This window comes from Streptomyces albicerus (assembly GCF_008905045.1).
Lineage (GTDB): Bacteria > Actinomycetota > Actinomycetes > Streptomycetales > Streptomycetaceae > Streptomyces > Streptomyces albicerus.
The window spans coordinates 57,802-78,318 of sequence record NZ_VWMY01000017.1; the positions used below are offsets into that span (position 1 = coordinate 57,802).

The 20,517-nt window shown below is 71.9% G+C and carries 20 protein-coding genes; 7 read left to right on the top strand and 13 right to left on the bottom strand.

What is annotated here, in order from left to right:
• Nucleotides 1–229: DUF397 domain-containing protein (locus tag GAS53_RS55170; RefSeq protein WP_192583143.1), on the top strand; the 229-nt coding region annotated here is incomplete at its 5' end.
• Between the two features lie 131 nt (nt 230–360).
• On the opposite strand, the gene GAS53_RS16795 is transcribed toward GAS53_RS55170, so the two are convergent.
• The 4 genes from GAS53_RS16795 to GAS53_RS16810 form a co-directional block, all read right to left on the bottom strand.
• A complete protein-coding gene (locus GAS53_RS16795) occupies nt 361–1,077 on the bottom strand; it encodes a fused DSP-PTPase phosphatase/NAD kinase-like protein (RefSeq protein WP_151478409.1) in 717 nt (238 codons plus the stop codon).
• Between the two features lie 212 nt (nt 1,078–1,289).
• Nucleotides 1,290–2,183 carry a hypothetical protein gene (locus GAS53_RS16800; RefSeq protein WP_151478410.1) on the bottom strand — a complete coding sequence of 298 codons (894 nt, stop codon included), beginning with the start codon at nt 2,181–2,183 and terminating at the stop codon, nt 1,290–1,292.
• Nucleotides 2,180–4,591: a PEP/pyruvate-binding domain-containing protein gene (locus GAS53_RS16805; RefSeq protein ID WP_151478411.1), complete on the bottom strand. Its 2,412-nt coding sequence runs from the start codon at nt 4,589–4,591 to the stop codon at nt 2,180–2,182. The genes GAS53_RS16800 and GAS53_RS16805 overlap by 4 nt, the downstream gene beginning before the upstream one ends.
• Nucleotides 4,592–4,785: 194 nt before the next feature.
• Nucleotides 4,786–6,288, bottom strand: a complete 1,503-nt coding sequence (locus GAS53_RS16810) for an aminotransferase-like domain-containing protein (RefSeq protein ID WP_151478412.1) — start codon at nt 6,286–6,288, stop codon at nt 4,786–4,788.
• Between the two features lie 47 nt (nt 6,289–6,335).
• Between GAS53_RS16810 and GAS53_RS16815 the strand changes: the two genes are divergently transcribed.
• Nucleotides 6,336–6,863, top strand: a complete 528-nt coding sequence (locus tag GAS53_RS16815; protein WP_404829240.1) for a carboxymuconolactone decarboxylase family protein — start codon at nt 6,336–6,338, stop codon at nt 6,861–6,863.
• A 17-nt stretch (nt 6,864–6,880) separates the two neighbouring features.
• On the opposite strand, the gene GAS53_RS16820 is transcribed toward GAS53_RS16815, so the two are convergent.
• The 3 genes from GAS53_RS16820 to GAS53_RS16830 all read right to left on the bottom strand — a co-directional run bounded on the left by GAS53_RS16820 (nt 6,881) and on the right by GAS53_RS16830 (nt 10,056).
• Nucleotides 6,881–8,368 carry a glutamate synthase subunit beta gene (locus GAS53_RS16820; protein ID WP_151478519.1) on the bottom strand — a complete coding sequence of 496 codons (1,488 nt, stop codon included), beginning with the start codon at nt 8,366–8,368 and terminating at the stop codon, nt 6,881–6,883.
• Between the two features lie 259 nt (nt 8,369–8,627).
• The gene (locus GAS53_RS16825; protein ID WP_151478414.1) at nt 8,628–9,107 is read right to left on the bottom strand and encodes an anthrone oxygenase family protein; all 480 of its coding nucleotides are present in this window, start codon (nt 9,105–9,107) and stop codon (nt 8,628–8,630) included.
• 253 nt (nt 9,108–9,360) lie between these two features.
• Nucleotides 9,361–10,056: a DUF2293 domain-containing protein gene (locus GAS53_RS16830; protein WP_151478415.1), complete on the bottom strand. Its 696-nt coding sequence runs from the start codon at nt 10,054–10,056 to the stop codon at nt 9,361–9,363.
• A 414-nt stretch (nt 10,057–10,470) separates the two neighbouring features.
• On the opposite strand from GAS53_RS16830, the gene GAS53_RS16835 reads away from it, so the two are divergent.
• The 3 genes from GAS53_RS16835 (at nt 10,471) to GAS53_RS16845 (ending at nt 12,217) form a co-directional block, all read left to right on the top strand.
• Complete coding sequence (locus tag GAS53_RS16835) at nt 10,471–11,112, top strand: nucleoside/nucleotide kinase family protein (RefSeq protein WP_151478520.1); 642 nt, start codon at nt 10,471–10,473, stop codon at nt 11,110–11,112.
• A 77-nt stretch (nt 11,113–11,189) separates the two neighbouring features.
• Nucleotides 11,190–11,585: a PPOX class F420-dependent oxidoreductase gene (locus GAS53_RS16840; RefSeq protein ID WP_151478416.1), complete on the top strand. Its 396-nt coding sequence runs from the start codon at nt 11,190–11,192 to the stop codon at nt 11,583–11,585.
• Nucleotides 11,586–11,788: 203 nt separating this feature from the next.
• Nucleotides 11,789–12,217: a CBS domain-containing protein gene (locus GAS53_RS16845; protein WP_151478417.1), complete on the top strand. Its 429-nt coding sequence runs from the start codon at nt 11,789–11,791 to the stop codon at nt 12,215–12,217.
• A 66-nt stretch (nt 12,218–12,283) separates the two neighbouring features.
• Here the strand turns inward: GAS53_RS16845 and GAS53_RS16850 are convergent, their stop codons facing one another.
• Complete coding sequence (locus GAS53_RS16850) at nt 12,284–13,411, bottom strand: magnesium and cobalt transport protein CorA (RefSeq protein WP_151478418.1); 1,128 nt, start codon at nt 13,409–13,411, stop codon at nt 12,284–12,286.
• 250 nt (nt 13,412–13,661) lie between these two features.
• Here GAS53_RS16850 and GAS53_RS16855 point away from each other — a divergent pair, with 250 nt between their 5' ends.
• Entirely contained in the window at nt 13,662–14,456 is a 795-nt protein-coding gene (locus GAS53_RS16855; RefSeq protein WP_151478419.1) for a methyltransferase domain-containing protein, read from the top strand.
• Between the two features lie 23 nt (nt 14,457–14,479).
• Here GAS53_RS16855 and GAS53_RS16860 read toward each other — a convergent pair whose 3' ends face one another.
• Both GAS53_RS16860 and GAS53_RS16865 read right to left on the bottom strand, forming a co-directional pair.
• The gene (locus tag GAS53_RS16860; RefSeq protein WP_225858952.1) at nt 14,480–15,457 is read right to left on the bottom strand and encodes a carbohydrate kinase family protein; all 978 of its coding nucleotides are present in this window, start codon (nt 15,455–15,457) and stop codon (nt 14,480–14,482) included.
• Nucleotides 15,454–16,359 carry a pseudouridine-5'-phosphate glycosidase gene (locus tag GAS53_RS16865; RefSeq protein WP_151478420.1) on the bottom strand — a complete coding sequence of 302 codons (906 nt, stop codon included), beginning with the start codon at nt 16,357–16,359 and terminating at the stop codon, nt 15,454–15,456. The genes GAS53_RS16860 and GAS53_RS16865 overlap by 4 nt, the downstream gene beginning before the upstream one ends.
• Before the next feature lie 99 nt (nt 16,360–16,458).
• On the opposite strand from GAS53_RS16865, the gene GAS53_RS16870 reads away from it, so the two are divergent.
• Nucleotides 16,459–16,887 (top strand): VOC family protein, encoded by a 429-nt coding sequence (locus GAS53_RS16870; protein ID WP_151478421.1) that lies wholly within the window; start codon nt 16,459–16,461, stop codon nt 16,885–16,887.
• 89 nt (nt 16,888–16,976) lie between these two features.
• On the opposite strand, the gene fdhA is transcribed toward GAS53_RS16870, so the two are convergent.
• The 3 genes from fdhA to GAS53_RS16885 all read right to left on the bottom strand — a co-directional run bounded on the left by fdhA (nt 16,977) and on the right by GAS53_RS16885 (nt 20,453).
• The gene (gene fdhA / locus GAS53_RS16875; RefSeq protein WP_151478422.1) at nt 16,977–18,203 is read right to left on the bottom strand and encodes a formaldehyde dehydrogenase, glutathione-independent; all 1,227 of its coding nucleotides are present in this window, start codon (nt 18,201–18,203) and stop codon (nt 16,977–16,979) included.
• A 116-nt stretch (nt 18,204–18,319) separates the two neighbouring features.
• Nucleotides 18,320–19,591 (bottom strand): MFS transporter, encoded by a 1,272-nt coding sequence (locus GAS53_RS16880; RefSeq protein ID WP_151478423.1) that lies wholly within the window; start codon nt 19,589–19,591, stop codon nt 18,320–18,322.
• A gap of 307 nt (nt 19,592–19,898) precedes the next feature.
• A complete protein-coding gene (locus GAS53_RS16885; RefSeq protein ID WP_151478424.1) occupies nt 19,899–20,453 on the bottom strand; it encodes a methylated-DNA--[protein]-cysteine S-methyltransferase in 555 nt (184 codons plus the stop codon).
• Between the last annotated feature and the right edge of the window lie 64 nt (nt 20,454–20,517).

Consider the following 20,517-nt stretch of genomic DNA (forward strand, 5'->3'; position numbering starts at 1 on the left):
GATCTACAACGGCATGCCCGCCAGGGAACTGGGCAGTGAGGGCTGGCACAAGCCGTGGAGCGGTGGCAACGGCGGCAACTGCCTGGAGGCGATGAAGCTCGCCGACGGCCGGATCGCGGTCCGTCAGTCGGCGGACCCGGACGGACCGGCCCTCATCTACACCCCCGGCGAGATGACCGCGTTCATCCAGGGCGCCAAGGCGGGGGAGGCGGACTTCCTGCTGTCCTGAGGCCTGTCCCAAGGCCACTGCCTTGCCGCTACTTGTTCAACGTGCTTCTCTACCTTGGCATTCAGCTGATCCGGTCGACTCGGAGGTCGTCTTGACTCGGAGGTCGTCCGGTTGATTCAGATCCGGTTGACTCAGAACCAGGACCACATGCGCCGTGGAGCGTCCACGAGCCGGCTGACCGCGACCACCGGGAACGGCGGCTGCTCGGCACGGTCCCGGCCGAGACTCAGCGCGTAGTAGATCTGCTCGATGGACGGCGGTCCGACCGCGAGGTTGCGCCGGACGGCCGACGACGGGGATTCCTGTCCCTCCTGCACGAGATACGCGGCGGCCATCGTCCCCGTCCGGCCCACACCCGCCCCGCAGTGCACGAACACCGGCCCCGGGGCCGCGCCGACGACGCTCAGAAAGCGTTGTACCTGGTGCGGCGTCGGGGTCTGTCCGTCCCGGATCGGCAGCCGTACGACATCGAGGCCGGCCTTGCGCGGTCCGGCGAGCTGGGAGGCGCTCAGGTCCTCGGCCCGCAGGTCGACGACGGTGGTGAAGCCGAGTCCGGCCAGTGCCCCGTAGCCCGCGGGGGAGGGGGCGGCGCCGCGCCACAACCCCCCATCGGCGTCCACGGGTTGGAAATGGTGGATGCCCTGCACCGCGTGGGTGCCCTCGGGCGGCGGGGTCTGCTCGCGGGTCAGGAACGACAACGCGAGGATGCCCAGCGCGCCGGTCGCCCAGAGGGCGAGGTAGCCGAGGCCGAGCACGGCGAGAACGCGCAGGACGGTTCGGCGCAGTGATCTGCCGGAACGGCCGATGGGCGGGGTGACTTGGGACGGGGACGGGGCGATGACAGCCATGGACGACCCGGAGGCTCGGGGACGAGGGGTGTGCGGGCTCGGGGACGAGAGACGCGCTCGCATCGTAACCCGGGTCGTCGGAGTGGCTTTTTCCCGGTGTGACAGGATTTGTTCGTGTGGCGAAAGGGGTGAGTGTTGCCGCTGTGCACGGCCCGGCTCAGCCGCCGTCCGTACTCAGTCGCTGGCCGCTGGCCGCTGTCCGCTGTCCGGCCTCAGTCGTCGTTGGCGTCGCCGATGCCGATCACTGTGAGATGCGTACGGTCCAGTCCGGTGTCCTCCAGACAGCCGCGCAGCCGCATGCGGTCGTGGTCGGTGAGCGCGGGCTGCACCACACCGGCGAAGAGGCCGTCGCCCAGCTCGCCGAGGGTGGCGCGGTTCAGCGGTACGGACGTCGAGTCCCGGCAGCGTTCCCAGAGCTGGTGCGCCGCGAGCGACTGCCGTTCGGCGGTCATGTTCGTACCGCGCATGTCGACGCGCAGAAGCAGAGAGGTCGCCTCGGTGTCCTTCGCCGCCTCCTCGCGGGTCTGCGTCAGGTCGGCGAGCCCGACGAAGAGCGCGCCGAGCAGCGCGGCCCCGACCACGCTCACGGCGAGCACGCGCGCGGTGCGGCCGCGCCGGCGCGGGGCGCCGAGCGGCGGCAGGTCGTCCAGATCCGCGCCGCCGGCCGGATCGGGTGCCGCGAGGACGGCCAGGCGCCCGGCGAGCCGTCGTTCCGCCGTGGGCCGTGCCGTGGCCGACGCGATCCGCTGCACCAGCCAGGCGAGACCCGAGAGCAGCACCCCGGTGACCATGAGGACCGGCACGAAGACGTACGTACGGCTCGTCGGCTCGTCCAGCCAGCGGAACCGGTCGCTCGTCGGCCGTGCCTCCTTCTCCCGCAGCCGCGTGAGGACGTCCTCCTGCCGCCGGTCGGCGTCGCGCAGCCGCTCCTCGATCCGCGCGAGCCGCCCGAGCAGCACGATCCCGAGGAGCATCACCTCGATGACCAGCAGCAACACCCCGCTCAGGATGGCCCGTTGCCACTGCCACCGGTACAGGTAGATGACGACGTACGTGCCTGCTCCGGCGGCCGCCGCACCGCCGAAGAAGTAGGCGACGCGCCTCATCGGGGGTCTCCCTGGGGCTCGTTCGCGCGAGGTTGCGTGCGTCCGTCTCGCGTGTTCTGCGCGTGTACGTCGCCGGTGGTGCCGTCGACCGTGAGGCGGGAGCCCGGCGGGAAGCGGCGCACGGCGTCCGTCGCCCCGACGACGGTGGGCAGGCCGAACTCGCGGGCCAGCACGGCGAGATGGGACAGCGGGCTGCCGGTCTGTGCGACGAGTCCCGCGAGGCCGGGGAGGAGCGGGGCGAGCGCGGGGTCGAGCGTGCGGACGACGAGTACGGGGTCGGCTGGACGTATCCCGGTTCCGTCCCAGGCCGTTCCGGCGGCGCGGCCGCTGGACACGCCCTGGCTCCCGCCCGTGCCCCTGCCTCTGCTCTTGCCCTTGTCCGCCGGCCGTTCGGCGACAACCGTGGCCCCCTCCGCGAGCCGGAACGCGTCGGGCAGGGGCGCGGACTCGGCCCGTGGCAGGCGCTCCTTGAAGTCACCGGGCAGATGTCCGCGTTCGAGCGCCTCGACGAGTTCCGGCCAGCGCAGCAGCCCGACTTTCGACATGTCGCCCAGGCCGCCTCGTACTGCCAGCCGTCGCGCCGCTTCCCTGACGAGCCGCACCTGGAGCTCCTGCACCCAGCGGATGCGGAGGCGGAGGGCTTCGCGTGGCGGGAGGGAGGCGGCTGAGGCGGTGGGGAGCGAGAGGGTGTCCGTGGTGGGGAGGGAGAGAGCGTCCGCGGCGGTGGGGACGGCGTCCGTTGCCGTGGGGGCGCCACCCTGATGTGCCTCCGGAGCGCCATCCGTGCTCGCGGGACCGGGACCCTCTGGAAGCCTCAACTCCCTGCTCAGGCTGGGCGTCATCAGCGCGAGTACCACCGGTTGTGCCGCCACCACCCGATGGTCCGGTACGCCGAGAGCGCGGGCCTCCGCGAGGGCGGTGAGGGCCGTGCCCGCGGCCGTGACGCGGGGCTCGGGCAGGAGGGCGCCCGCGAGGGCCTCCTGGGCGTGCAGGGAGACCAGCGTCGTGCGCGTCCAGCGGAGTGCGGAGACGAGGTCGGGGCGGGCGAGCCGGTCCGCGGGCGGTGTCTCGGCGAGCCTGCGGTCGACGTCCGCGACGAGGTCCACCGCGAGGCCGGGCAGCGCCGAGACCAGCCGGCCCACCCGCCACGCGGCGGCCAGCCGGCGGGCGCCCGGTGCAGGGTTGAGCAGCGCCAGCCACCGGTACCGGGGCGGGATGGCGCCGAGTAGCCGCAGGTCCGCCGCGGTCCGCCCGCCGACCGTCGTGACGACCGGCACCGCGCGCAGCTGCCGCCGGGGCGCGGTGCCCCCGATGTCGAGCGCGGCGGCCAGCCCGCGCGCCATGGGCGCCACCCACAAGTCCTCTTCCAGCGGCTCCAGTTGATCAGGCAGCGTCTCCGCCACCGGGCCGGGGCCGAGCAGTCGTGCACCGTGCGCGGGCCGCGCCGCCATCGCCGTGATGGGGCGGCTCTGGAACAGCCACAGCCGCCCCGCCTCGTCGAACCCGAACTCGATGTCCTGCGGCCCGCCGAAGACCCCGCGCGCCTGCCGGGCCAGCCGGGCGAGGCGACGCAGTTCGGTGGGGCCGAGCAGCGGTTCGGCGTCCTCGGGCTCGGTGCGCAGCAGCCGTCCCCAACGGCTCAGCCAGTAGTTCGTGCCGGGCTGTTCGCCGCTGACCAGCGAGTCCGGGCCGCCCCGCACCGCGCTGACCAGCATCCGGTCGGCCCGCCCTTCCACGGGGTCGGCGCCGAACATGACTCCTCCGACGCGGGCCGCGAGCATCGGCTGCACCAGCACGGCCATCGGCGCGACCGTGCCGTCGGGCCGGTGCGCCGAGTCGAGCACTGTGCGTACGGCCGCACGGAATTCGTGCCGGCCCCGCACATCCAGTACGGACGCGAACTGGCCCGCCAGGGACGACTCCTGTGTGTCCTCCTGCGGAGAGGAGGACCGTACGACGAGCGGACGGCTGCCGCCGTCGGAGAGCTCCTGCCAGGCGCGGTGCAGAGCCGGGGCGTCCGGCGCGGTGGCCGCCGCGCCGGACGGCACCACGAATCCCGGCAGCACCGGCAGTCCGGCCCGCGCCGCCCGCGCGAGATGCGCGGCCTTCGAGCCGGCGAACTGGATACGCACGGCCCGCGGATCGCTCAAGGGGACCGCTTCGGGGACGACGTGTGGAAACGGGACCGCTTCGGGGGCGGCGTGTGGAAGTGGGGCTTCGAGGCCCGCTTGAGGAACTTGAGGAAACGGGGGGCCGAGTGAGTCGCGTCCGCGCGGGTCGTCCGTCGCGCCGTGCGGACGGAGAACCTCGGGAGCCCGCGGCCCCTGCCTCGCGCCGCCGTCGTGGCGCGAGCCCCGGCCATCCCCGTCGCGCGCACCGTCTTCATGACGTTCATCGAGCGTCGTCATCGCACACCCTCCAGGACCGACCGCCAACAGGGGGGACGCGCGGGGGTGGCCCTGCGCCTGACGGCGGAACGAAGGATTGGGGGCGGGCCACCGCCGCTTCCGGGTTCACGGCCGCGACGACAACACGCCTCCTACGATCAATGCTCCCACTCCCTGCCGTATTCCAGGCCGGTCAGAGGTCGTGTTCCGGCCACTCACGCGGGCGGCAGCGCCGCGCACAACGCGTCCAGAGCGGCCCCGTAGGCGTGCTCCGGAGGCGTCGCGTACCCCACGACGAGCCCGTCCGGCGCGGCCATGGCCGCCTCCGGATGCCGGAACTCCGCGAGCCCGTCCAGCGCGAGGCCCTGCCAGATGGCGGCCTTCACCGCGGACCGCTCGCTTCCGGGCGGCAGCCGCAGCACCGCGTGGAGCCCGGCCGCGATCCCGGTGACCTCGACGTGCGGCGCGTGGGCGGCGAGCGCGGCGACCAGCCGGTCCCGCCGACTCCGGTACCGCTGGCGCATCCGCCGCACATGACGATCGTACGACCCCGAGACGACGAAGTCCGCGAGCGTCAGCTGGTCCAGGACGCTCGCCCACGCCTCCCGCTCGCCCTTGGCCGCCAGCACCCCGTCGACGTACCGCTCCGGAAGGATCATCCAGCCGAGCCGCAGCGCGGGCGACAGGCTCTTGCTGACCGAGCCGATGTGGATGACCCGCTCCGGGTCCAGGCCCTGCACGGCTCCGACGGGCTTGCGGTCGTAGCGGAACTGCCCGTCGTAGTCGTCCTCCAGAATCACCCCTCCACGCGCGCGTGCCCAGTCGATCACGGCCGCACGCCGTGCGGGATGCAACGGCCCGCCGGTCGGGAACTGATGCGCCGGCGTGAGCAGTACGGCCCGCTCCTTGCCCAGGTCCTCGACCTGGGCGCCGTCTTCGTCGAGGGGCAGCGGGACGGTCCGCACGCCTGCCGCCGTCAGCAACTCACGGTGGAAGGCGAGGCCGTACGACTCGACGGCCAGCGGGCCCCGCAGGGCCTCCGCCCCGGCTTCGGGTCGGGGTCCGGCTTCGGGCCGGCTTCGGGGTCCCGCTCCGGGCCGGGGTCCGGCTCCGGCTCCGGCTCCGGCTGCGGCTCCGAAGAGGAGCCGCAAGGCGTGTGCGAAGCCCGAGCAGATCACGATCCGTCCCGGCTCGGTGCGGACGCCACGCGCGCGTGCCAGGTACTCGGTGAGCGCCTCCCGCAGTTCGATCCGGCCCGCCGGATCACCGGGCCCGAACGCCTCGTTGGGAGCCTTCTGGAGAGCCCGCCGGTACGAAGTGAGCCAGGCGGCACGAGGGAACGACGACGCGTCCGGGGTGCCCTGGCGCAGGTCGTGTCGCGGTCCACGCGCGCGTGGAGGTGCTTCTTTGGGTACGCGCGCGTGGGTGCCCAACGGCTCGGCGCGCTCGGCGACCCGGGTGCCCGAGCCCTGGCGTGCCGTCAGCCAGCCCTCGGCCACGAGTTCCGCGTACGCGTCGGCGACCGTGTTGCGAGCGACGCCCAGGTCGGCGGCGAGCGAGCGATACGGGGGCAGACGGGTGCCCGGGGCGAGCCGTCCACTGCGGACGGCCTCGCGCAGGGCCCGGATCAGGGCGGCGCGGCGGCCGCCCGGACCGGACAGTTCCAGATGCAGGTCGGCGCCGATGCGCTCGGCCGAATTGACCCATGAATCCGCCATGGAAATGCACCCTACAAGGGGTCTTTCCGGCCCGTAGTTTCATGGTCATGACCACGAACACGACGCACATGACATCAGATACGGCGCACGCAGACGCGGGGACCGCGGCGGGAGTGCCGGTGGCCGAAAACGTTCGCCTCAACTTCGCGAAGTCCGCCCCGAAGGCCTTCCGCGCCCTCATCGGCTTCGACGCGGCGGCCCGCGACGGGCTCGACCCGGCCCTCGTCGAACTGATCCAGATCCGCGCCTCGCACCTCAACCACTGCGCGTACTGCCTCCACATGCACACCAACGACGCGCGCAAGGCCGGCGAGAGCGAGGACCGGCTGCACATGGTCGCCGTATGGCGCGAGGCCCCGCACTTCTTCACCGGGAAGGAGCGGGCTGCCCTGGCGCTGACGGAGGCGGTGACACTGGTCGCCGACGGGGGCGTCCCGGCCGACGTCTACGCCGAGGCGGCGGCGACGTTCGGCGACCAGGAACTGGCCCAGGTGCTGGCCCTGATCTTCGCGATCAACACGTGGAACCGGATCGCCCTGTCGACGGCCAAGGTGGCGGGGACGGACGAACGCTGAGACGGACTGCCGGGGCCTTACGCCCTCATGGGCCGGTCGTACGGCCCTATCGGCGCCGGCAGCTGCGAATCGCCGGTCAGGTAGCGGTCCACGGCCGCCGCCACTGCTCGCCCCTCGGCGATCGCCCACACGATCAAGGACTGGCCGCGCGCGGCGTCCCCCGCCGCGTACACGCCGGGCACGTTCGTCGCGAAAACCGCGTCGCGGGTGATCGTGCCGCGGGGGTCGAGGCCGAGGCCGAGCTGGTCGACGAGACCGTCCGAGCGGTCGGGCCCGGAGAAGCCGAGGGCGAGCAGCACGAGGTCGGCGGGTAGCGCGCGCCCGGTCCCGGGACTCGGGCGGCGCTCCGCGTCGACCTCGACCAGGTGCAACGAACGCACCCGCCCGGCCGCGTCGCCGGTGAAGCGGAGCGTGGACGCCGCGAAGAGCCGCGCGTCCGCGTCGGCCGCGGGCGCCGTCTCCAGCTCGCGCGCCTCCTCGTGCGCGGCCGACAGCCGGTAGATCTTCGGGTACACGGGCCACGGCTCGGTGTCCTCGTCGCGCTCGGTGCCGGGCTGCGCGTAGATGTCCAGCTGGGTCACGGACTTCGCGCCCTCGCGCACCGCCGTGCCCAGGCAGTCGGCGCCCGTGTCGCCGCCACCGACGATCACGACGTGCTTGCCCGACGCGGACAGCGGGGACGTCTCCAGATCCCCCTCGCACACCCGGTTGGCCAGCGGCAGATACTCCATCGCCTGATGTATGCCGCTCAACTCCCGCCCGGGAACGGGAAGTTCACGCCAGGCCGTGGCGCCCACGGCGAGGACGACGGCGTCGTAGCGGGCCCGCAGCTCGGCCGCCCCGATGTCCCGGCCGACGGCGGTCGACGTACGGAACTTCGTTCCCTCCGCCCGCATTTGGTCGATCCGCCGCTCCAGATGCTTCTTCTCCATCTTGAACTCGGGGATCCCGTACCGCATCAGCCCGCCGATCCGGTCGTCCCGCTCGTACACGGCGACGGTGTGCCCGGCCCGGGTCAGCTGCTGCGCCGCGGCGAGCCCGGTGGGCCCCGAGCCGATCACCGCGACCGTACGGCCCGACAGCCGGTCCGGCGGCCGCGGTGGCGTGAGCCCGTCCTCCCAGGCCCGGTCGGCGATGGCGACCTCGACGTTCTTGATGGTGACCGCGGGCTGGTTGATCGCCAGCACACAGCCCGCCTCGCACGGCGCGGGACACAACCGCCCCGTGAACTCGGGGAAGTTGTTCGTCGCGTGCAGCCGTTCGCTAGCCGCGCGCCAGTCGTCGCGCGAGACCAGGTCGTTCCAGTCGGGGATCAGATTGCCCAGCGGGCAGGCTTCGTGGCAGAAGGGGATGCCGCAGTCCATGCACCGGTCGGCCTGCGTGCGGATGATCGGCAGCAGCGCTCCGGGAACGTAGACCTCATCCCAGTCACGGACCCGCTCCTCGACGGGGCGGCGCGGCCACTCTTCGCGGGAGGCGTTGAGGAAACCCTTGGGATCGGCCATGGCCGTCTCCCTTGCGTACGCGTACGGGGCCCGTACGGTCTTCATCTCCGTCGTCATCGTCCGGGGCGGGCCGCAGGGCATATCGGCAGACTCTTCCCGCCACGATACGTCGCCGCCTACGCGCCCGCCTCAGGCGAGAGCGAGCACCCGAGAGGGCGTGCGGTGGGGCAGCGCCCCGAAGGGGCGCGGGGAACTGCGCGACCAGCCACGACGGACCCGCAGACGAAGCACCGTACCCAGCGGAGCGCTCACGCTCACGTCAGGTGAGCGCCAGCACGTACGAGAGCGCCGCGGCGGCCGACGCGACCATGCGTACGTGGTTCCACATCGTCCACTCGCTCACATACGTGGGCCAGTACGAGACGGCCTCCGGTGTGCCGGCTTCCATCTGGACCAGCTTGTTGTTGCGCGGCACGTTCGCCGCCATCGTGACCCCGAAAGAGCCGAACAGATACAGAGCGCTGCCCAGCAGCAGCTCCACCGTGCCCTCGTCCGGCCAGAGGACGAAGGTGACCACCGCGAGCACGGCGCACAGCACCGCCGACCCGACGAACACGAGCATGAAGGCCGGCATCAGCGCGGTCACGTTGATCGCCTGCATCGCGGCGACGCCCTGCGCCGGCGGCAGCGCGGCGAGCCCCCTCATCACGAACGTCGAGAACGCGCAGAAAACCCCGGCCACCAGCCCGGTGCCGAGCACTCCCAACACAGTGAGCACGAAGTACGGACCCTCGATCATGGCAACTCCCGCGTAAGCAAAACCCTTGGGCAACAACTCGCGCACCGCTCCCAGAACCGCCGGGCCGGACAACCCCGAACCCAAAAATCCTGCACGGCACTCCCTGTCACCACAAGTGAAATGCCGTACGAGGAGGGTGACCATGGCCGAGGGACTCGGGGGCATGTCCGGGCGTCTCGGGGGCTGGGCGGGGCCCGCCCGAGAGCTGTTTTCGGGGACGCCCGGCGCCCGGAAGAGGCCCTTGGCGTCACGCTCACGGACGCGTCTCCCGGCCCGCGCGCCACCCCGCGAGCGTCGCGTCGACCGCAGGAGCGATCCGGCCGCGGGCCTCATGACGAGCGACACCGCTCATCAGCAGCTGGTCGTACGGGGTGTCCGTGTGCCGGACCGCCGCGCGCACCGCCGAGATCACCGCGGTCTCGGACAGGGCGCGCCCGGCGGCACTGCGGCCCACGCGCCCGCTGCCCCGCATCGAGGCGTGCGCGGCGATCGCGTGCGCCCGGTCGGCCGGGCAACCGGGAAACAGCTGCCGGATCTCCTCCGCGAACGCCTCCGTGAACCGCACGTCCTCCGCGGCCCGCCGGTGAGCGTCCCGATCCCGGCGCCGCCGCCGCGCCTCCGCGTCCGCCAGACACCGCTCCTCGGCCCGCGCGAGCGCCGCCTCCTCGACGAGCACCCCCTGCCGCTCGTACCGACTCCGCCGCCGGTTGAACCGCACGACCACCGCCGACAACGCGCTCCCCTCCCGCGACCTCCGCGTCAACGCCGTGTCCCCCCGCGGCAGGAACACCAGATGCCCGAGATCGGCACAGTCAAGACACCGCGGCGCCCCCTCCTCCAACACCAGCATCGCCAGCGGCCCGCTCCGGCACTCGGTACAGTGCCGGCTCTTGAGCGGCTGGATGACGAGAAGCCCGGTGCTGGGCGGGGGAGTTGCCATGGTCGCCATAGGCGGTTCTTTCCCGGTCGACGCCGGAATGTACGCAGACTTGCCGCTGCGTGCCATGGAATGCGATGGCCCGCTGGCCCTCTCCCAGGCTCTCGGCTTCACCCGAGCGCGGGCCCCAACGCCCACAACGAGAACCCGCCCCCCGTCCAATACGCCCTCCTCACCCCTCGGTCGCACCTTGATCCCCCCTGATCCCCCCTGATCCCCCCTGATCCCCCTGATCCCCCTGATCGCCTGACCGACGCCGCCCGCCCCTGGAGCGACACTCACCTCCTGGCCCTCCTCGCTGCCCGCCGCGGCCACCCGCAGCCGGTCGGACCGGCCATGACCGTGCGGCCGTCGTTCGCATTCGCCCGTGCGGCCGTCGATCGCTTCGCCCGTGCGGCCGTCGTTCGCGTTCGCCCGCGCGGCATCATGGGCCGTGTGCGACTCGAAGCGATCACCTGGGAACGGCTCGGCGACCTCCTCGCCGAGCGGCTGCTCGACCTGAAGCCGGCCGACGGCAGCCCCTGGCCACGCATCGCCTTCGACGGAGCCCCGGCCGCCCGTCCGGGAGACCTCGCCGAACTGGTCGCCGAGGCCCTGCGCCTGCGCGGCCGGTCCGCACTCGTCGTCGGCGCGGAAGGCTTCCTGCGGCCCGCCTCCCTCCGGTTCGAGTACGGCCACCAGGACGTGGACGCGTACTACGACGGCTGGTTCGACACCGGCGCCCTGTGGCGCGAGGTCTTCGGCCCGCTGGAAGCCGGTGGCGACGGCCGTGTCCTGCCCGACCTCTGGGACCCGGCCACCGACCGCGCCACCCGCAGCCCATACGTCCAACTCCAGCCCGGCGCCCTGTTGTTGCTGCACGGCCCGCTGCTCCTGCGCCACTGGTTCCCGTTCGACCTCACCGTCCACGTACGCCTCTCACCGGCCGCCCTGCGCCGACGCACCCCCGAGAGCGAGCACTGGACGCTCCCCGCGTACGAGCGCTACGAGAGCGAGACGGCCCCGGGCGACACGGCCGACGTCCTGGTGCGCGCGGACGACCCACGCCACCCGGCGTGGAACGGCTGACCCGGCGACAAGGACTTCGGGCCGTATTCCCGCAGGAAGGGCTTTTATATGCACGTGCATGTAGTTACTCTGGCGGCATGATGATCTCCTTCGGTGACTCGGTCCGCACACTCCTCGACGGCAAGAACTTCGCCAGCGTCGCCACCCTCGGCCCCGGCGGCGCTCCCCAGAACTCGGTGGTCTGGATCAAACGCGAGGGCGACACCGTCCTCTTCTCTTCGACCGACGGCAGGCAGAAGGTCCGCAACCTCCGACGCGACCCCCGGATCAGCATCTCGGTCTTCGACCTGGCCAACCCCTACACCTCGGTGGAGATCCGCGGCACCGCCGAGATCCTCCCCGACGAGGGCAAGCGCCTCCCGTACGAGCTCTCGCACAAGTACCTCGGCATCGACCCTCCCGCGGAGAAGGACGACGAGGTCCGCGTGATCATCCGTGTGGTGCCCGAGCGGATCATCGGCTTCTCGGCGTGAGACCGGGCGGGCTGGGTCATCCGGGCGGGCCTGGTCGCCCGGGCCGGACAGGCCGGGCAGGCCGGACGGGGTAGGCCGGTATGCGGGGCGGAAGCCGCGTACTTCCGGGTGCGTATCGCTCCGTACCCGGAGAGAATGTAGGGCGCCGGGACTAGCGGTGCCTTCCCGCACCGCGCCGGCCGTCCGGCACCGGGAGGTACTACATGACCACCGCCGGAGACATCATGCACCGCGGCGCCCAGTGGATCCCCGCTCACGAAACCCTGGACCGTGCCGCCCAGCTGATGCGCGAGCTCAACGTGGGCGCGCTGCCCATCAGCGACGAGAACGAAAGGCTCTGCGGCATCCTCACGGACCGCGACATCGTGGTCGGCTGTGTGGCCATGGGCCATGACCCGGCACGCGTCACGGCGGGCGAGATGGCCAAGGGCACACCGCGCTGGATCGACGCGAACGCCGACGTCAACGAAGTACTCGGCGAAATGCGGGAGCACCAGATCCGCCGCCTTCCTGTGATCGAGAACAAGCGCCTGGTCGGGATGATCAGTGAGGCCGACCTGGCCTCGCATCTGACGGACGAACAACTCGCGGGCTGGGCCGAGAGCGTCTACGCGAAGGGCACGACACGCTGACACCGAGGCCCCACGGCACCACCGGGAACACGCGCTCGTCCGGCCGGCCGTGCCGGGCGAGCGGTGTCACAGCCAGCCGTTGCGCTTGAAGCCCCGGTAGAGCGTGAAACACGCGACGGCGATCGCACCGACCGCCAAGGGGTAGCCGAACTTCCAGTGCAGCTCCGGCATGTACTCGAAGTTCATGCCGTAGACACCGCAGACCATCGTCGGCACGGCGATCAGCGCCGCCCACGCCGTGATCTTCCGCATGTCCTCGTTCTGCGCGACGCTGACCTGCGCCAGATGCGCCTGCAGAATCGAGTTGAGCAGTTCGTCGAACGCGGCTATCTGCTCGGCGGCCCGCAGCTGGTGGTCGGAGACGTCCCGGAAGTACGCCTGTATCTCCGGGTCGATCACCCGTATCGGCCGGGTGGCCAGATCCATGATGGGACGGCCCAGGGGGACCACTGCCCGCTTCAGCTCGAGGAGTTCACGCTTGAGCTGGTAGATGCGTCCGGGGTCGGCTCGGGCGCCGTTGGCTGCGAAGACGTCCGTCTCGACCTGGTCGATGTCCTCCTGCACCGAGGCCGTGACGTTCAGATAGTCGTCCACCACATGGTCCGCGATCGCGTGCAGTACCGCGGCCGGGCCCTTGGTGAGCTGCTCGGGATTCGCCTCCAGCTCCTCGCGCAGCGGGCCCAGTGAACCGTGCCGGCCGTGCCGCACCGTGACCACGAAGTCCTGGCCGACGAACACCATGATCTCGCCGGTGTTCACCACCTCGCTGGTCTCGGTCAGTTCGGTGTGCTCGACATAGCAGACCGTCTTGAACACGGCGAACAGCGTGTCGCCGTACCGCTCCAGCTTCGGGCGCTGATGGGCGTCCACCGCGTCCTCGACCGCCAGCGGGTGCAGGTCGAAGAGCTCGGCGATGCCCGCGAACTCCACCTCCGTCGGCTCATGCAGCCCGAGCCAGACGAATCCGCCGTCGGCCTTGCGGATCCGCTCCACCGTCTCGACCAGGTCGCGGCCGGCGGGGACCCTGGACCCCTCCTCGTACGCCACGCAGTTCACCACCGCGGAGCCCAGCGGAGACCGGGCGGGATGGCTCAGGTCGACACGGGGGCGTCGTCGTGTCAGCCGTGCCACCTTGCGGAGGCCGCCGACCTTGCTCAGGCCCGTGACCTTCCGCAGATTCCCTGCCATGGACATCTGGATCTCCTCGTGTGGATCTCCTCGCGCCGCACTCTGCGCCTTGCCGCGGCCAGTCTGCCAGGATGTTTTAACGGCCGGGTAAGCCTGTGGGAACGGAGCATTCCGCTCCGTAATCGCCGTCTCGGCCCGGTGATGACGCGATACCGACGGCTGCCGATGTGCCGGCCGCCGGCATCCCGACTGCGACGCGCTGACGCCGGGAGCGTCGACCATCACGGACAAGCAGGACAACTGGGATGATCGGCGCATGATGCGAACCGACGGGTATCTCCTCGACAACCGGCAGACCGAGGCGGGGCAGCGTTTCGACGCCTTCGCCGCTCTCTTCGACCCCACGACGTTCCGGCACCTCGAACGGTTCGGCATCGGATCCGGCTGGCGCTGCTGGGAGGTCGGTGCGGGCGGCACGTCCGTGGTGTCCTGGCTCGCCAAGAAGGTCGGGCCCACCGGCCGGGTCGTCGCGACCGACGTCGACACCTCCTGGGCGACCTCGGCCGTCCGCCCGCCGATCGAACTGCGCGTCCACGATGTGGGCGTGGACGATCCGCCGGGGGTGGGCTTCGACCTCGTACACGCGCGGCTCGTCCTGGCCCATGTGCCGGACAAGGAACGGGCGTTGCGCTCGATGACGAGAGCGCTGCGGCCCGGCGGACGGCTCCTGGTCGAGGACGCCGACCCCACGCTGCAGCCGCTTGCCTGCCCCGACGAGCGCGGCCCCGAACAGCAGCTGGCCAACCGGCTGCACCACGCGATCCGCGGACTGCTCGCCGAGCACGGCGCCGACCTCGCGTACGGGCGTCGGCTTCCGCGTCTGCTCCGTGAGGCCGGACTGCGGCAGGTCGAGGCCGACGCGTACTTCCCCATCACCTCGCCCGCCTGCGGCGCGCTGGAGTCCGCGACGGTCCGTCAGATCCGCGCCCGCCTCGTCGCCGCGGGCCTCGCCACGGACCAGGACATCGATCGCCATCTGGCGAACGTGGCCGCGGGCGGAATGGACCTGGCCACGGCGCCACTCATCTCGGCGTGGGGGCGCAGGGCGTAGTCCGGGGGCGGGGATTGGCGCACTCACGCCTCTCCGTCGCGGGCCTCGGACGGCTCACGCCTCCGGCGCGGTTGGGGACGGGCCGCGCCTCTCGCCGGCCTCCCGCCCACCTGCTCCACCGCCCGGGCCCCGGCCCGGCACCCTTCCGCGGCCGCGTCCTCCGGCCGGACGCCCGCGAGCAGCGCGGCCAAGAAGGCTCCGGTGAAGGCGTCCCCGGCACCCGTGGTGTCGACGGGCACCGCGGGCGCCGCCGGAACCTCGGCCCGGACCTGCCCCGACCGGGCGACCAGGGCCCCGGCGTCGCCCTGTTTGACCACCACCAGCGGGACGTGGCGGCTCAACTTGGCCGCCGCGTCCGCCGGATCGGGCAGACCGGTCAGCAGACAGGCCTCCTCCCGGCTCGGCAGCAGAACGTCGACGCCCTCGGCGAGCGCGAGGAAGCGGTCCACACCCAGCTCAGTGAGGAACCCCGCCGACGCGGGATCCACGCTCACCTGCACCCCACGCGCGCGTGCCGACTTCACCGCCCCCGCCACCAGTGCACGGCACGGCTCGGAGAAGAACAGGTAGCCCGACAGATGCAGCCACGCGACACCGTCGAGCAGCGCAGGCGACCAGTCACCGGGGTCGAGCCGCAGGGAGGCGCCACTGTCCGTGAGGAAGGTGCGCTCCGCCGAGTCGCCCGTATCCACCAGACAGATCACTGTCCCCGTCGGCGCCTCCGGGTCGATGACCAGGAGAGGACGTACTCCCGAAGCCGCCAGTTCCCGCTCGTGCCACGCGGCCGAGTCCGCGCCCACCTTGCCGAGGAGCCGCACCTCTGTACCGTCCCGACGGGCTGCCCAGCACGCGACGTTGGCGCCCGCACCGCCCGGCACGGTCCGGATGACGGCGGCCGTGTCGGTGCCCGACGCGAGCGGCCCGCGATGCCGGGCGACGACGTCCGTGACGACATCGCCGACGACAAGGAGAGCCCCGCCGGGGCCGCTCGCCCCGGTCACGTTCCAGCCCAGGCCGCCGCGATCCGCCCCGCGAGGCGTACGTTGCCGCGTACCGCCGCCAGATTGGCGCTCAGCGACGCCCCGTCGGTATGGCGTACCAGGTAGTCGAGCAGGAACGGAGTGACCGCCTGACCGCTCACGCCCTCCGCCTCGCACGCGTGCAGCGCGTCGGCGAGCACGCGCGCGTGGAGCTCGGGATCGAGCTGCTCCGCCTCGGGCACGGGGTTGGCGACGATGAGCGCCGACGCGGGTCCGTCGAGCGCGTCCTGTGCGCGCATGACGGCCGCGACCTCGCCGGGCGACTCCAGCGTCCAGTCCACCGGGTGCCCGGAGTCGGACAAGTAGAAGCCGGGGAAGTGCGTCGTGGCGTACCCGGCGACCGCGACGCCCAGCGTCTCCAGTCGCTGCAGGGTCGCCGGCACATCCAGGATCGACTTCACACCCGCGCACACCACCGTGATCCGGGTCCGCGCGAGGAGCCCCAGGTCGGCGGACTCGTCCTGCGTCACCGTCCACTCCCGGTGCACGCCGCCGAGCCCGCCCGTCGCGAACACCCGTACACCCGCCCGCGCGGCCAGCAACGCCGTCGCGGACACCGTGGTCGCCCCGCTTACCCCCGCGGCGACCGCGAGCGGCAGATCACGGTGACCCAGCTTGCGGATGCCGTCCTCGTTGGCGACCCGCTCCAGCTGCTCCTTGTCGAGGCCCACGTGGGGCTGCCCGTCGAGCACGGCGATCGTCGCCGGAACGGCGCCCTCCTCGCGTACGACGTCCTCCAGCTCCAGCGCCACCTGGAGATTGCGCGGACGCGGCAGCCCGTGCGCGATGATCGTGGACTCCAGTGCCACCACGGGCCGCCCCGCGGCGAGCGCCTCCCGCACCTCTTCGGACACCACCAGCACGCGCGTGCCTCCTGTCTGTCGGTTCTCTCCTCATCCCTGGCGAGCGACGCGCCCGGCCAAACCCTTGCAGTCACCACAAGAGGGCAGCAGCCTGAGGGCATGACGGACAACTCGACACGTCTCGACCACGTCGTCCTCTGGGTGCGCGACCCCGTCGCCTCGGCCGACTTCTACGAGAAGGCGGTGGGCCTCGAGCCCATCAGGGTCACCGAGTTCGCCGCGGGGAAGGTGTCATTCCCCTCCGTACGCCTCAACGAGGAGACCATCTTCGACCTGGCGCCCCTGCCGTTGGCCGAACGCATGAACATGGTCCCCGGGGCGGCCGACAGTTCGGGCCACCCGGTCAACCACGTATGCCTGTCCCTACGGGGTGAGGACTTCGACGCGCTCCGAGCCCGCCTGGAGGAACGCGCCGTCCCTCTCTCGGACTTCACGTACGACGCGTTCGGCGCCCGAGGAAAGGCCAAACGGAGCTTCTACTTCCGGGACCCGGACGGAAACGTCTTCGAGGCTCGGCACTACGAGTAGTTCTCAGGCGCGAGTAGTTCCCAGGTGTGGGTAGCTCTCGGGCGTGAGAAAGGGGTGTCCACGCGCGCGTGGACACCCCTTTCGGAGCCTCAGACAGGCGTTGCCCCGTTCAGCGCCCCATGTGGATCGAGGACGTACTTACGGCTGGCGCCCTGATCGAACTCGGCGTAGCCGCGCGGGGCGTCCTCCAGGCCGATCACCGTCGCGTTGACGGCCTTGGCGATGTGCACACGCTCGTGGAGGATCGCCTTCATCAGCCCCCGGTGGTACTGCATCACCGGGCACTGACCCGTGGTGAAGCGGTGGCTCTTCGCCCACCCCAGACCGAGCCGTACCTTCAGCGTCCCGGTCCGCGCGTCCTGGTCGATCCCGCCGGGGTCGTCCGTGACGTACAGGCCCGGAATGCCGAGCGCGCCGCCCGCGCGCGTGATGCCCATCAGCGAGTTGAGGACCGTGGCGGGTGCCTCCTGGGCGTTGGGGCCGTGGGCCCGGGCCTCGAAGCCGACCGCGTCGACGGCCGCGTCCACCTCCGGCTCACCGAGGATCTGCTCGATCTGCTCGCCCACCTCACCCTGGCTGATGTCGACCGTCTCGCAGCCGAAACTCCTGGCCTGCGCGAGACGTTCGGCGTTCAGGTCGCCCACGATGACGACGGCGGCGCCGAGAAGCTGCGCCGACGCCGCGGCGGCGAGACCGACCGGCCCCGCTCCGGCGACGTACACCGTCGAGCCGACCTCGGCGCCCGCGGTCACCGCGCCGTGGAAGCCGGTCGGGAAGATGTCCGACAGCATGGTCAGGTCGAGGAGCTTCTCGCGTGCCTGGTCGCGGTCCGGGAACCGCAGCAGGTTGAAGTCCGCGTACGGGACCATGGCGTACTCCGCCTGGCCGCCGACCCAGCCGCCCATGTCGACGTAGCCATAAGCCGCCCCGGGGCGGGCCGGGTTGACGTTCAGGCAGATACCGGTCTTGCGCTCCTTGCAGTTGCGGCACCGCCCGCAGGCGATGTTGAACGGTACCGAGACGATGTCCCCGACCTCGATGGACTCGACGTCCGGACCCCGCTCGACGACCTCTCCGGTGATTTCGTGCCCGAGGACAAGTCCCTCGGGTGCGGTCGTACGGCCGCGCACCATGTGCTGGTCGCTGCCGCAGATGTTGCTGGCGAGCACTTTCAGGATGACCCCGTGCCGGCACTTGCGGCCGACGTTGTCGGGTGCCACCCCCGGCCCGTCCTGCAGCTCGAGCGTCGGATAGTCGATGGTCCTGACTTCCACCGCGCCCGGCTTGAGATACGCGACTGCCCTGTTCCCGCTCATACGTATCGCCGTCCCTTCGGCCCCCGTGACTTCGGATGCCAGCGGCTGTGCGCATGGCGGAGTCTGCTACCGCCGCACCGTTCCGGCCACCCTTCACGCGGGTCCGGGTAGGGACGTCACGCCTTGGCGTGCCTGTCCCGGGTGAACAGCGCCAGCGCGCCGAGCGGCAGCAGCAGGCAGGCGGCGATGAGGTTCAGCCAGCCGTAGCTCGCCTGGGCGACGACCAGTCCTGCGGCCGCACCGCCGAGACCCGCCGAGGTGTTCATCGTCAGGTCGGAGAGCCCCTGGGCGGCGGCGCGCGCGGGCTGGGGGACGGAGTCCGTCAGCAGCGCGGAGCCGGAGACCAGACCGGCTGACCAGCCGAGGCCCAGCAGGAAGAGCCCGGCGGCGGTCTGCCCGTGACTTGCGCCCGCCGTGCCCGCCAGGAGTGCCGCACAGGCCAGCAGCGCCACGGCCAGGCCGATCACCGACAGCCGTCCGAACCGGTCGGACAGCCGCCCCATGACGGGCGAGAACGCGTACATGCCCGCGATATGGATGCTGATGACCAGCCCGATCAGATCGATGCTCGCGCCGTGGTGACCGAGGTCGACCGGCGTCATCGACATGACCGACACCATCGCCGTGTGCGAGACGGCCACCGTCACGAGGGCCAGGCGGGCCCGTGGCGAGGCCCGGACGGCCGCTGCCCCGGCCCGTATGGAGCGTGCGGCGGGGGACTGCTCCTCGACCGGTGCCAGCGCGCGGGCGGTGAGCAGCGGGTCGGGGCGCAGCAGCACCGCGACCATCAGCGCCGATATGAGGAAGACGCCGGCCGCCCAGAGGAAGGGGCCCGCCGTCTCCGGTATGCCGAGGCCCGAAACGCTGCGCCCCGCGGGCGCGGCGATGTTGGGGCCGAGGACCGCGCCGATCGTCGTGGCCCACACGACGTTCGAGATGGCTCGCGCCCTTCGCTGCGGCTCGGCCAGATCGGCGGCCGCGAAGCGCGCCTGCAGGTTCGCCGACGAGGCCGCGCCGAAGGCCGCCATGCCGAGCAGCAGCAGCGGGAAACTGTCCATGGCCGCGCCGACCACGACGACCCCCGCCCCCAAGGCTCCGATGAGATAGGCCAGGACGAGCCCCGGCCGGCGACCGCGCGCAGTCATCAGCGCGGCCAGTGGTACGGAGAGCACCGCCGTCCCCGTGACCGTCGCGGTGGGCGCCAGCCCGGCCAACGACTCGGTGCCGGCGACCTCCTGGGCCAGGACGACCGCGAGCGCGATACCGGTTGCCACCCCGAGCCCGCCGAGGATCTGACTGGCGATGAGCACAGCGGATATACGGCGCCGCAGCGCCGGCAGCCCGTCCGCGTCGACGGGCACGGTGACCGGTCGCTCGACGGCGGTCACCGGGAGGGTCCCGGGGCGCTGGGACCGAACGCGCGTGCCGAACCCGGAGCGGTGAACTGCACCGTGTCGGACGCGTGCAGCCGAGTGAAGTCGGACGCAGGTCCGTCGGCGCTGTCAGAAGCGTGAGCGCCAGTGACGCCTGCCCCGCGCGCGCCGGCGTGGCCCGACGCGTGCCCGCGCGTGATCGATGTGGTCACCGGCGAAGTCTCCCCCCCTTGTCCTGAGCCCAGGACACCCTCGCGACAACAGCAACTTCGGGGCCGAGCCCTTTCAAAGAGCCCCTCACAACAAGGGCTCAAGGAACCCCTCAGAACAACGGCTCCGGCAGCACGCCTTCCAGCGCCAGCAACTTCCGCTTGGTCTCCAGGCCGCCCCCGAACCCGCCGATGCCACCGTCACTCTCCACGACCCGGTGGCAGGGCACGACGACCGGCAGCGGATTGGCGCCCATGGCCATGCCCACGGCCTGCGCCGCGCCGGGCTGGCCGACCCGCCGGGCCAGGTCGCCGTACCCCACCACCGACCCGTACGGCACGCCGGACGCCAGCTCGCGCAGCACCTGGCGGTTGAACCCGGAGATCAGGGACCAGTCCAGAGGCAGCTCGAAGTCCTTCCGCTCGCCCGCGAAGTACGCCGCCACCTGCCGTATCGCCTCGGTCAGCAGCGGGGAACCGGGCGCCTCCACCGGCTCCGTGCCGAGCCGGGATGCGAGCCGCTCGAGCGCCTTGTCGCGCACCGCGTCCGTGGCGTGGAAAACGACGCTGACCAGGCCCTCGTCGGTCGCGGCCAGCAGCAGCGGGCCGATGCCGCTGTCGACGACGGCCCACACCACCCGCTGCTCGTTCTGCCCATGGCTGTTCATGCGATCCACCGTACGGCGCACCACTGACAACGCCGGTGGCGCGGACGCTCACGAGCGTCCGCGC